This window comes from Acidovorax facilis (assembly GCF_023913775.1).
GTDB classification, from domain to species: domain Bacteria; phylum Pseudomonadota; class Gammaproteobacteria; order Burkholderiales; family Burkholderiaceae_C; genus Acidovorax; species Acidovorax facilis.
The window spans coordinates 1-11,466 of sequence record NZ_JAMXAX010000167.1; the positions used below are offsets into that span (position 1 = coordinate 1).

Consider the following 11,466-nt stretch of genomic DNA (forward strand, 5'->3'; position numbering starts at 1 on the left):
CGCGGTCCAGCGGTGGGTGGGGGCTTTACTACGCAGTGTCTCCGACGCTGGTGCACTCGGCGGTGATGGCGTTCGGATTCATTCCCCTGTTCTTTTCCGGCTTCCTGTTCACAGCAGGCCCTAAATGGCTCGGGGTGGAGCCTTTGCCAGTGGAGGCGATTCGCGCACCGCTGGTGGCGCAGGCGGTGGGGTGGCTGTTGTGGCTGGCGGGCGCGCACCTATGGGTTGGCGTGGCGCTGGTCGGATTGGCGGTGGCGACGGCGGGCCTCGTCTGGATGACTGCGCAGTTCTGGGGGCGTGTGCGGCGCAGCCAGGCCGAGGACCAGTTGCATGCTCGCACCATCGCTTGGGCTTGTACGTTGGGCTGTGTCAGCCTGGCCGGGCTGTGGCTGGGGCTGGCCGTGGGCACCCATGCGCTCGCACGTGCCTGGGTCTTCACCGGCCTGTGGGGGTTTGTGGTGGTGGTGTATGTCACGGTGGCGCACCGCATGATTCCATTTTTCACCTCCAGCGCCATGCCCATGGTGCAGGCCTGGCGGCCTTTCTGGGTGCTGTGGCTGATGCTGGCGGCCGCCGTGCTGCAGGTGCTGGCGGTGTGGCTGGACTGGCTCGGATTGCCTGCCAGCGCTGCGGGGCCGGCCTGGGGGTTGGTACACGGCACGCTGCAATTGGTGATCGGGGGCGTGCTGGTCTGGCTGGCCTGTGTCTGGGGGCTGGTACAAAGCCTCAAGAACAGGTTGCTGGCCATGCTGCATATCGGTTTCCTGTGGCTTGGCCTTGCCTTTCTGCTTGGAGGGCTTTCGCGGTGGCTGGCGTGGGGCTATGGCATGGGAACCCTGGGCCTGGGCGCGCTGCATGCCCTGACCATGGGCTGCCTGGCATCGCTGATGCTGGCCATGGTGACGCGGGTGTCGTGTGGGCACAGTGGCCGTGCGCTGGTTGCTGACCAAACGGCGTGGACATTGTTCTGGCTGCTGCAGGTGGCTACCGTGTTGCGCATTGCGGCAGAAGTGCCGGGCATTTTTGGCATAGCGTGGGTGTGGGTGCTGCCGGTGGCGGCTTTCCTGTGGGCCGCCACCATGGGCGTATGGGGTGTCCGGCTGGGCCGGTGGTACGGTTGCCTGCGGGCCGACGGCCGGCCGGGCTGAAGAAGCTTCTTTCAAGGACCTGTGATGGCTGTCATTCCCTGGCCTTTGCACCATGCCCCCCGGCAGGTGCCAACTGCTGCTCTCCCGCCAGACGATACCGCCGCCATGGCCGCCGCGCTGATCCACTCGCGCCAGACCATCCTGCCTAAACGCCTGGCTGCTCCCGGACCCAGCGCGGGGGAGCTGGCCCAGATTCTCAGCGCTGCGGCCCACGCGCCGGACCACGGCCAATTGACGCCGTGGCGTTTTGTGCTGGTGCCCGCCGCCGCGCGGCCGGCGTTGGCCGACGTGTTTGCGCAGGCTCTGTGCGAACGAGATCCTGCCGCCACGCCCGAGCAGGCCGAGCAGGCCCGCGAAAAGGCCTACCGTGCCCCGGTACTCATGCTGGTGGTGGTAGATAGCCAGTGCGGCGACCCCGCCATCGACCTGTCAGAGCGCTTGGTGTCCGCTGGCTGCGCGGTGCAGAACATGTTGCTCATGGCCACTGCACAGGGCTTCGGATCGGCCCTCACCAGCGGCAAGGCCCTCAAGTCCCCCGGATTGCGCGGCTTGTTCCAGCTGGACGCCTGGGAGCAGGCGCTGTGTTTTGTCAGCATTGGCACCGTGCAATCGCGCAAGGCAGCGCGTGCTCGACCTGTAGCAGACAGCTATGTGAGCACGCTAGACCCGCATAGGGGCGTGGTGCCAGGCTTCTGAGAAGACCGAGCCTCCCTCGCAGCATTTTTTAATTCATCGAAATTTTTTATGAACATTTCCAGCTTCGACGATCTACTTGAGGCGGCACGCATGCAGCCTGAACCCCAGCGGCTCCTGTTCGTGTTTGCTGCCGTTGAATTGCCCGACGATGCCACCCCCGCGCAGCGGGCCCGGTTTGAAGCCGGGCAGGGCGGCGCGCTGGTGCCACTGATGTGCGTGGACAAGACGCCACAGGAGCTGCCGTCGTTCGACGCGCTGGTCGGTGAGGCCAGCCAGTTCACGGCCCCTGGCCACGACTGGGCCATGGTGTTCGCAGCCGCCATGTCGGGCACCCTGAACAAGGCGCCCACCAGCGCCGATGCCGAGGCGCCTTTGCAGCGCATGGTGGATGCGATCAAGGGCGGTGCGCATGGTGCCTACATCCCCTTTGACCGCCAGGGCCAGCCCGTGCGCTTTGGGTGAGGCGAGGATGGCGTCCACTTCTGCACCTGCTCGCCACGTTCCTGGCTTCAGCGCACCTGCAGTCGGGTTCGAAGAGCCCTTCGCCATGCTGGAGGCCTGCCACGAGCGCGTGCAGCGCACGCTGGCACTGCTGGACCGCCTGCGTGAACATGTCCGCCAGCAAGGTGCCGATGAGAGCGCGCGCCAGGCCGCGCGCGATGTGTTGCGCTACTTTGATGTCGCTGCGCCATTGCACCATGAGGATGAGGAGCTCCATGTCTTCCCCCTGTTGCTGGCCCAGGCTGCACCGGAGATGAGGACTCTGGTGCAGCGGCTGCAACAGGACCATGTCGACATGGTGGCTGACTGGGCGGCGGCGCGAGTTCCGCTACAAGCGCTGGCGCAGGGGGAAATCGAAGGCTTCTCGGAATCGGCAGAGGCGCTTTTTGATCGATTTGCGGCGCGCTATGCGAGCCATATCCACCACGAGGAGCGCCAGGCCTACCCGGCGGCGCTGCATCTTTTGGAGCCCGCTTTGCTGGGCAGGATGGGACAAGAAATGGCACACCGGCGGGGCGCGCCTGAGCGCTGAAAAGCTCCGCCAGTGCGCTCTGCGCGCCCAGAAAGAGGAGGCCACAGTACCCGCTTTCCATGGCGGTTTGCTTTGCGGTGGACTTGGCTGTTGTCCCTGGAGCCGCCCGGCTGGCGCTGGATGGCGCTGGATGGCGGTTCGGTGCCGCGCAGGTGTTTACCATGGCGGGATGTCAATCTCTCATCTGTATCGGGAAGCACCTTGACCGACACAAAGAAACCCCATTTCGGGCAGTCCTTCAAGCCTGGTGCCATACCAGCCAGCCAGCCCAGTTTTAAATTCGGAATCAACTATGGAACGGGCTTGGTTGCGGGCGTTAGATCTGTGGAGTCGCCCCTCCCCGATGATGCGACGGCGTGCAACACCCGGGGCAATGAATGGCTGATGGCCAACCGGCCCGCAGACGCTATTCGCGCCTACGACCGAGCCATCGCTCTCAAGCCCGACTACGTTGACCCCTACTTCAATCGTGGCAACGCGCTGCTACGCCTGCAGCGCAATCAGGACGCGCTGGCCTCTTTCGATCAGGCCATTGCACTCTCGCCCGGGTTGGGGCTCGCACATTACAACCGGGGAACGGTCCTGCAAACCTTGGATCGGTTGCCGGAGGCCATGGAAAGCTACCGCAAGGTGCTGGCGATAGATCCTGCGAATGTGCAGGCGCGTTTCAATCTGGGTTGCATTCACCTGCAGATGAAGCAGTTTGATGAAACCCTGGAGTGCATGGACCAGGTGATCGAGCGCGCACCCGAGATACCGGAGCCGCACAACAACCGGGGCACGGCTTTGCTGAGGCTGGGCCGGTATGCAGAAGCCGTTGCTGCCTTCAGCCGGGCGCTGGAGCTCAACCCGCAGTCCGCCGAGGCGTACAACAACCGTGGCGAGGCGCAACTGCAACTGAGAAATCTGGAAAGCGCACTGACGGACGTGAGCCGCGCGATCGAGCTTCGGCCCCAGCAAGGGGAGTCCAGATTCCTCATGGGTCGGCTTTTGCGGGAGATGAAGCGGTACGACGAGGCTTTGCAACAGTTCTATCTGGCCCAGCGCCTGCCCGCTCCTTTGGCGATGCTGCAAAGCGAGATCGTTACCGCCAAGGTCCATGGCTGTATTTGGCAAAACCTGGATGAGGAGCTGCTTCAGCTCCAACAGGACATCCGGGCTAGGAAGCCTGTCCTTGAGCCATTCTCTGCCCTGTCCGTGTTCGACCAGCCTGCCCTCCACAAAGAGATTGCAAGCCGTCTTGTAGAACGCGATATGCCTGGCTCTGCAGCGTTGGGCGCGATTCCTGTTCGTGCGAGGGGCGAGAAGATTCGTATCGGTTACTACTCTGCAGATTTTCGCAATCACCCCTCGGCGTACTTGATTGCAGAGCTGATTGAAGTGCATGACCGCGAGCGATTTGAATTGTTCGCGTTTTCGGTCAGTCCCCAGGTGCACGACAGCATGCGCGAGCGACTGGTGGTGGCCTTTGACCATTTTCTGGATGTGCGTGAGCGTACCGATCTTGATATTGCGCAGCTTTCGCGAGAGCTTGGTATCGACATTGCTGTGGATCTGATGGGCTTTACGCAAGCGACGCGTTTGAGATGTTTTTCCTACCGGTGTGCACCCGTTCAGGTCAGCTACCTGGCGTACCCTGGCACCATCGGCGCCAGTTACATGGACTATGTGATCGCCGACAAGGTGGTGATTCCTCCCCATGCCCAGGCCGACTTCACTGAAAAAGTGGTCTATCTGCCGCACAGCTACCAGGTCAACGACTCCCAGCGGAAAGCAGCTGACCGGACATTTTCCCGCGACGAACTGGGTTTGCCCGCCACTGGTTTTGTGTTTTGCTGCTTCAACAACAACTTCAAGATCCTCCCGCCCACGTTTGACGGCTGGATGCGCATCCTCCATGCCGTTGAAGGCAGCGTCTTGTGGCTGCTGGAAGACAACCCGATTGCGGCGCGGAATCTGCGCCGAGAGGCGCAGGCCCGGGGGATTTCTGCAGACCGCCTTGTGTTTGCCAGCCGCGTGCCCATGGACCAGCATCTCGCCCGCCAGCGGATGGCCGACCTCTTCCTTGATACGCTGCCCTACAACGCGCACACCACCGCGAGCGATGCCTTGTGGGTAGGGCTGCCGGTTCTGACGTGTTCAGGACAATCGTTTGCGAGCCGAGTGGCGGCGAGCCTGTTGCATGCCGTGGGGTTGCCCGAGCTTGTCACCCAGACGCAGTCTGCATTTGAGGCCCGAGCCATAGAGCTTGCCCGCGATGTGGCGCAACTCAAGAGCATTCGGGACAAGCTGGAGGAACAGGGGCCCCAGTCGCCCTTGTTCAATGCCCGGCTCTTTGCGCGGCATATCGAGTCGGCATACACCACAATGGTCGAACGCGCGCACCAGGCGCTGCCTCCCGATGTGATTGAGGTGTGAAACTTCACGGCGCCCTTCGCGTGGGCGCGAGCCCCATGTCTTGTATTTTTCAGTTTTTTTGCCCCCTCCATGAATCTCACCTTGTTCGGAACCGGTTATGTGGGGCTCGTTACCGGCGTATGCCTTGCGGAGCTGGGCAATGATGTCCTGTGCATCGACACGGATGCCGAAAAAATTGCCACACTGCAGCGCGCAGAGGTTCCAATCTACGAGCCGGGGCTGCAAGAGTTGATCGTCGGCAATGTCCGCGCCGGCAGGCTAGCGTTTTCCACCGACATGGCGCGCGGTGTTGCCCACGGTGACGTGCAGTTCATCGCGGTGGGCACGCCCTCTGCGGACGATGGCAGTGCGGACCTGAGTCATGTATTCGAGGTGGCGGGAGCCATCGCGACCCACATGACCAGCTTCAAGGTGATCGTCAACAAATCTACCGTGCCTGTGGGCGCGGGCGAAGCGGTGCACAAGGCCGTCGCTACTGTGCTGGCCCAGCGCTGGCCCGGTGCCCAGCCAGCACCTGGCTTTGCGGTGGTCTCGAACCCGGAGTTCCTCAAAGAGGGCAGTGCGATCAACGACTTCATGCGGCCTGACCGGATCATCGTTGGGTTGGGTGAGTCGCCTGAAGAGCAGCGCGCTGGTGATCTCATGCGTGCGTTGTACCGCCCGTTCGGGCATGGCCATGATCGCGTTATCTGCATGGACCGCCGCAGCGCAGAGTTCACAAAGTACGCCGCCAACGCCATGCTCGCCACGCGCATCAGTTTCATGAATGAAATGGCCAATCTGGCAGATCGTTTGAGGGTGGATATCGAACCTGTGCGGGTGGGTATTGGCGCTGATCCGCGCATTGGTGACAGCTTTCTTTATCCCGGCGTTGGTTACGGTGGCAGTTGCTTTCCCAAGGACGTGACAGCGTTGCAGCGCATGGGCGATGACGTCGGGCTCCCGCTGCGGTTGTTGGCGGCGGTGGCGCAGGTCAATGATGGACAGAAGCGGCAGCTGGTGGACAGGCTGGTGCAGCGGCTCGGCCCGGATTTTTCGGGGCAACGGTTTGCGCTGTGGGGGCTGGCCTTCAAACCCAATACCGACGACATGCGCGAGGCTCCCAGCAGGGTGCTGGTGCGCGAACTGCTCGAGCGCGGTGCGGTGCTGCAGGTGTTCGACCCGGTGGCCATGCAGGAGGCTCGCCGATGCCTGCAAGACGATTTGCACGATCGGCCCGACCTGCTGGCGCGTATCCGTTATGCCCAAAGTCCTCTGGATGCGGCGCGCGATGCCGACGCATTGTTGATCGTGACCGAATGGCAGGTGTTTCGCAGTCCCGACTTTGATGCCCTGCGGGCAGTCCTGCGGCAGCCGCTGGTCGTGGATGGGCGCAACCTCTACGAGCCTCGGTCCATGCGTGCTTTGGGGTTCGACTATCTGACTGTGGGGCGGAACGCGGTGGATGCACCTGGGGCCACCACACCATGAAGAAGGCTAAGTCAATCCTGGTGACCGGGGGCGCGGGCTTCCTCGGCTCTCATTTGTGCGAGCGTTTGTTGCAAGATGGTCATGGGGTGCTGTGCGTGGATGACTTTTCCACGGGCTCCGAAAAGAACATTGCCCACCTCCAGGCTTCGCCGCGTTTTCGTTGGCTTCGGCACGATGTCACCCAGCCGCTGGCCGCTGAGGTGGACGAAATCTACAACCTCGCCTGCCCCGCATCGCCCGTGCACTACCAGGCCGACCCCGTGCGGACCCTGCGTACCAGCGTGATGGGGGCTCTGAACCTGCTGGAGCTGGCCCGCCAGTGCAGGGCCGTCATTCTTCAGGCTTCCACCAGCGAGGTGTATGGCGACCCCAGCGTGCACCCACAGCCGGAGTCCTACTGGGGCAACGTCAATCCCATTGGCGTGCGGGCCTGCTATGACGAGGGAAAGCGCTGTGCGGAGACCCTGTTTTTCGATTACCGGCGCCAGCATGGCGTGCGCACGAAGGTGGTGCGGCTGTTCAATACCTATGGCCCCCGCATGCGCCCGGACGATGGCAGGGTGGTCTCCAACTTCATCGTGCAGGCGTTGCGCGGCGCTGACCTGACCGTATACGGCTCAGGTGACCAGACACGCAGCTTCTGCTACGTGGACGACATGGTGGAAGCACTGGTGCGCATGATGGCAACGCCTGACGAAGTGGCGGGGCCTGTCAACTTGGGGAATCCTGGGGAATTCACCATCCTGGAACTCGCCCAGAAGGTCCTTGCTCACACGGGGGCCGCCGCCCGGATTACCTACCACCCACTGCCGGGAGATGACCCCTGGCAGCGGCAGCCCGACATCATGCTGGCGCACCAACTGCTGGGCGGCTGGGAGCCCCGTATGGATCTTGATGCTGGATTGCGCCAGACCATTGCTTACTTCAGGGGAGCTGGTGCCTCCTGAACCTGAAAGGCAAAGGGGTGCGGCTTTTCACGTTGTCTCCCTTTCCCATTTGGACTGGTCGCCAGGTCGAAAGTGTCGGTATGGTGGCTGCAGGGTGTACTGGTCATCGACTGATGCCGTCTCACTTTCACCATGCCTGTGAATTCTTTCTTTCGCGTTCTTGCAACGCTTGTTCTGGCCCTTGCCGCCGCAGTCGGCTGCGTGGCTCTGCACACGCCCTTGCCCTGGATGATCGGCCCGTTGCTGGCGACTTCCGTCGTGTCGATCGCTGGCGGCCCTACGCAGAGCTGGGGGCCACTGCGCAATGCCGGGCAGTGGACCATTGGCGCAGCGCTGGGCCTTTATTTCACACCCCAGGTGGCGGCGCTGATCAGCGGGCTGTGGTGGGCCATCGTGCTGGGCATCGTGTGGGCGCTTTTTCTCGGCTGGCTGTTTGGTGCCTGGCTGTACAGGCTGCATGCACCGCGCATGCACGGTGTGCCTGCACCCATGCTGCGCGCCACCAGTTACTTCGCCGGTGCAATTGGTGCTGCGTCCGAGATGACCTTGCTGTCCGAGCGCGAGAACGCACGCACCGACTTGGTTGCAGCGAGCCACAGCCTGCGCCTGCTGATCGTCACCGTGACGATTCCCTTTGCCTTGCAGTGGAGCGGTCTGCATGGCCTGGACATTCTGCCGCCCACCGTGCGGGCGGTGGACTGGCCCGGCCTGGTGCTGATGGCGCTGCTGACGGGTGCTGGTGCCCTGGTGATGGACCGGCTGGGCCGTGCCAACCCCTGGTTCATGGGCGCCATGCTCGTGTCCATGGTGCTCACGATGGCGGGCATCAGCCTCTCCGCCGTGCCGGCGGCCATGGTGAACGCAGCGCAACTGGTGATCGGTGTGAGTCTCGGAGTGCGCTTTCGGGCTGACTTCCTGCGCACGGCTCCCCGGTGGCTTGTATCCGTAGCCGCCGGTACGCTGGTGTTGATGGGTGCGTGCACGTTGTTCGCGGGCCTGCTGGCCTGGGCCACGGGGTTGCCCTGGGTCACCTTGCTGCTGGGTACTTCGCCGGGCGGGATCACGGAGATGGCGATTACCGCCAAGGTGCTGCAATTGGGCGTGCCCGTGGTCACAGCGTTTCAGGTATGCCGGTTGATGGCGGTGCTGATGCTGGTAGGCCCGCTGTACCGGCGCATCTATCCGGCAGCGGCGATCTGACCGAGGGGGCGCTCGCGTCACAATCTCCCTTTTATTGGCGCTGGTGGGTTGTCCTGGTGACGGCCGTTCCGCGTTTCTATCCGCTGCACACCCTGGATCATGAGCATTCACTACAACTTCGGAATACGCCCTCCCCAAGTGACAAAAGCCCAACTGGCTGCGTGGTTGGACCAGGCCATGCGAGCACACCAGGAGGGCGCCATTGCGCAGGCCAACCAGCTCTACAACACCATTTTGAAGAATGACCCCAAAAACGTTGGCGCCCTGCACATGCAAGGCGTTTTGGCGTACCAGGCGGGTCACTTGCAAGTAGCGGTGGACCTGATCGGCCAAGCCATCAAGCTGGCTCCGGACGATGCTGCCCCCCACGTCAATCGTGGGCTGGCTTTGAGCGCATTGAAGCGCCACGACGAAGCACTGGCGCATTTTGAGCGTGCCACCAGCCTGCGCCCAGATTTCGCAGAAGCCTATGTCAACCGGGGGATCACGCTCAAAGAGTTGTCGCGGCCCGAAGACGCCATCGCAAGCTACGACCAGGCCATCGCCCTTCAGCCCAGACTGGCTGCCGCCCATAACAACAAGGGCAATGCCCTGCGCCAGATGGAGCGGCTGGACGAGGCGCTGAAATGTTATGAACAGGCCTTTGCCCTGGACGGCCAGGATGTGGACGCGTGCCAGAACATGGGCATGCTGCACGCCGATGCCGGCCGTTCGGACGAGGCCCTGAAATGTTTCGATCAGGTTATTGCACTGAGGCCTCAGCACGCCGAAGCCCATAACGGCAAGGGGGCGATCCTGGCGCAAAAGGAGCAGTGGACGCAGGCCATTGTGCACTTCGAGGCCGCCATTCAGGGCGATGACAAACTGGTCCAAGCCCACAAGAACCTGGGGATCGCGCAGCGCAGCCTTTTCCAACTGTCGAATGCGGTACAGGCTTTTCAGAAGGCTGCCCAACTGAGCCCACTCGACGTGGATATCCTGGCGTTTCTAGCCCTTTCGTTGCTGGAGGCAGGGCGGTATGCAGAAGCACTTGCCGTCTACGACCAGGCGATTCGGTTGGCGCCTGAAAGGCCAGACCTGTACTACAACCGCGCCAATTTGCACATCCGGTTCAACCGGCATCAGGACGCCGTGGCCGACTACACGCAGGTGTATCGCCTCAAGCCAGATGCGAAGTATCTGCTGGGGTATCTTGCGAGCTGCAGGCTCAAGACCGGCGATTGGGGACACTTGGCAGACGACATGGCGCAGTGTGAGCGGAGCATCCGGGCCGGTGAGCTGGGTGTGAAACCCTTCATCGCGCTTTCGTTGTTCGACTCGCCCGAGTTGCACAAGCAGGCGGCACAAGCTTCCGTGCAGCAGGATTTTCCTGAATCCACCGTCCTGGGGCCCATCCTTGCGCGTGCTGGCGGAGGCAAGATCCGGGTCGGTTACTACTCTGCGGATTTCCACGGCCACGCCACTTCGTATCTGATAGCGCAGCTTTTCGAAGTCCATGACCGTGAACGCTTCGAGTGGTTTGCGTTTTCGTTTGGACCTCCCGCGACGGATGCCATGCGCGCGCGTCTGGTCGCAGGCTTCGACCATTTCATCGACGTGCGCGAGCGCAGCGAGATCGATATCGCCCGCTTGTCGCGGGAGCTGGGCATCGACATCGCCATTGACCTGATGGGTTTCACCACGGGCTGCCGCTTTGGCATTTTTGCCCACCGCTGCGCTCCCATCCAGGCCGGTTATCTGGGATACCCGGGGACGACCGGGGCAGACTATATGGACTACGTGATTGCCGACAAGGTGGTTGTGCCCCCCGACGCGCGGCGCCATTTCACCGAAAAACTTGTATACCTGCCGCACAGCTACCAGGTCAACGACTCGCAGCGCGCGATCAGTGACCGGATCTTTACCAGGGAAGAGGCGCGGCTGCCTGCCACGGGGAGCGTGTTCTGCTGTTTCAACAACAACCAGAAGATCCTCCCGCAGGTCTTCGACAGCTGGATGCGCATTCTGCAGAGGGTGCCTGACAGCGTTCTGTGGCTTCTGGCAGACAACCCTGTTGTGGAGGACAGTCTGCGGCGCGAGGCGCAGGCGCGCGGCGTGGCGGCCGAGAGACTGGTGTTTGCACAGCGCCTGCCGCTGAGCGAGCACCTTGCGCGCCATCGACTGGCCGACCTGTTTCTGGATACCTTGCCCTACAACGCTCACACCACGGCCAGCGATGCCTTGTGGGCGGGTCTGCCGGTGCTCACGCGACTGGGAGAATCGTTTGCTGCGCGTGTGGCGGCCAGCCTGCTACATGCTGTGGGCCTGCCGGAGCTTGTGACCCACAGCGCCGCCGAATATGAAGCTCTGGCGATCTCGCTCGCCCAGGACCCTGCACGCCTGAAGGCGCTGCGGGACAAACTCCAAGCGGAAAAAGCCCAGTCCCCCGTAAGCGGCCAGCCATGGCATCTTGAAACAATGGCGTACTCGTAGGAGCCTCGTGTCCACCTCAACTCTAGGTGGACACGTGAACACTACTCCTGAACAAAGCGGCGAAGGTCGTCGGCGCCGACGC

The 11,466-nt window shown here is 62.6% G+C and carries 9 protein-coding genes; all 9 read left to right on the forward strand.

Annotation, left to right across the window (positions count from 1 at the left end; genetic code table 11):
- A partial coding sequence (locus NFX52_RS27185; RefSeq protein ID WP_252635904.1) for an NnrS family protein occupies positions 1 to 1,148 on the forward strand: 1,148 nt, incomplete at its 5' end.
- A 24-nt stretch (positions 1,149 to 1,172) separates the two neighbouring features.
- Complete coding sequence (locus NFX52_RS27190; protein ID WP_082437449.1) at positions 1,173 to 1,844, forward strand: nitroreductase family protein; 672 nt, start codon at positions 1,173 to 1,175, stop codon at positions 1,842 to 1,844.
- A 48-nt stretch (positions 1,845 to 1,892) separates the two neighbouring features.
- Entirely contained in the window at positions 1,893 to 2,306 is a 414-nt protein-coding gene (locus NFX52_RS27195; RefSeq protein WP_055398435.1) for a hypothetical protein, read from the forward strand.
- Positions 2,307 to 2,313: 7 nt separating this feature from the next.
- On the forward strand, positions 2,314 to 2,877 hold the full coding sequence (locus tag NFX52_RS27200; RefSeq protein ID WP_055398436.1) for a hemerythrin domain-containing protein: 564 nt from the start codon (positions 2,314 to 2,316) through the stop codon (positions 2,875 to 2,877).
- Between the two features lie 120 nt (positions 2,878 to 2,997).
- Positions 2,998 to 5,295, forward strand: coding sequence for an O-linked N-acetylglucosamine transferase, SPINDLY family protein (locus NFX52_RS27205; protein WP_238385612.1), 2,298 nt, complete (start codon positions 2,998 to 3,000; stop codon positions 5,293 to 5,295).
- A 69-nt stretch (positions 5,296 to 5,364) separates the two neighbouring features.
- A complete protein-coding gene (locus NFX52_RS27210) occupies positions 5,365 to 6,765 on the forward strand; it encodes a UDP-glucose dehydrogenase family protein (RefSeq protein WP_055398438.1) in 1,401 nt (466 codons plus the stop codon).
- Entirely contained in the window at positions 6,762 to 7,712 is a 951-nt protein-coding gene (locus NFX52_RS27215) for a UDP-glucuronic acid decarboxylase family protein (RefSeq protein WP_055398439.1), read from the forward strand. The genes NFX52_RS27210 and NFX52_RS27215 overlap by 4 nt, the downstream gene beginning before the upstream one ends.
- 132 nt (positions 7,713 to 7,844) lie before the next feature.
- Positions 7,845 to 8,912, forward strand: a complete 1,068-nt coding sequence (locus tag NFX52_RS27220; protein ID WP_055398440.1) for an AbrB family transcriptional regulator — start codon at positions 7,845 to 7,847, stop codon at positions 8,910 to 8,912.
- 177 nt (positions 8,913 to 9,089) lie between these two features.
- Positions 9,090 to 11,384: a tetratricopeptide repeat protein gene (locus NFX52_RS27225; RefSeq protein ID WP_238385613.1), complete on the forward strand. Its 2,295-nt coding sequence runs from the start codon at positions 9,090 to 9,092 to the stop codon at positions 11,382 to 11,384.
- The last annotated feature ends 82 nt before the right edge of the window (positions 11,385 to 11,466 follow it).

Excerpts from the sequence above, each read along its gene's own strand:
- NFX52_RS27190 (WP_082437449.1), top strand. The coding sequence starts at position 1,173 with ATGGCTGTCATTCCCTGGCCTTTGCACCATGCCCCCCGGCAGGTGCCA.
- NFX52_RS27225 (WP_238385613.1), top strand. The coding sequence starts at position 9,090 with ATGCGAGCACACCAGGAGGGCGCCATTGCGCAGGCCAACCAGCTCTAC.
- NFX52_RS27205 (WP_238385612.1), top strand. The coding sequence starts at position 2,998 with ATGGCGCTGGATGGCGGTTCGGTGCCGCGCAGGTGTTTACCATGGCGG.
- NFX52_RS27210 (WP_055398438.1), top strand. The coding sequence starts at position 5,365 with ATGAATCTCACCTTGTTCGGAACCGGTTATGTGGGGCTCGTTACCGGC.
- NFX52_RS27220 (WP_055398440.1), top strand. The coding sequence starts at position 7,845 with ATGCCTGTGAATTCTTTCTTTCGCGTTCTTGCAACGCTTGTTCTGGCC.
- NFX52_RS27215 (WP_055398439.1), top strand. The coding sequence starts at position 6,762 with ATGAAGAAGGCTAAGTCAATCCTGGTGACCGGGGGCGCGGGCTTCCTC.
- NFX52_RS27195 (WP_055398435.1), top strand. The coding sequence starts at position 1,893 with ATGAACATTTCCAGCTTCGACGATCTACTTGAGGCGGCACGCATGCAG.
- NFX52_RS27200 (WP_055398436.1), top strand. The coding sequence starts at position 2,314 with ATGGCGTCCACTTCTGCACCTGCTCGCCACGTTCCTGGCTTCAGCGCA.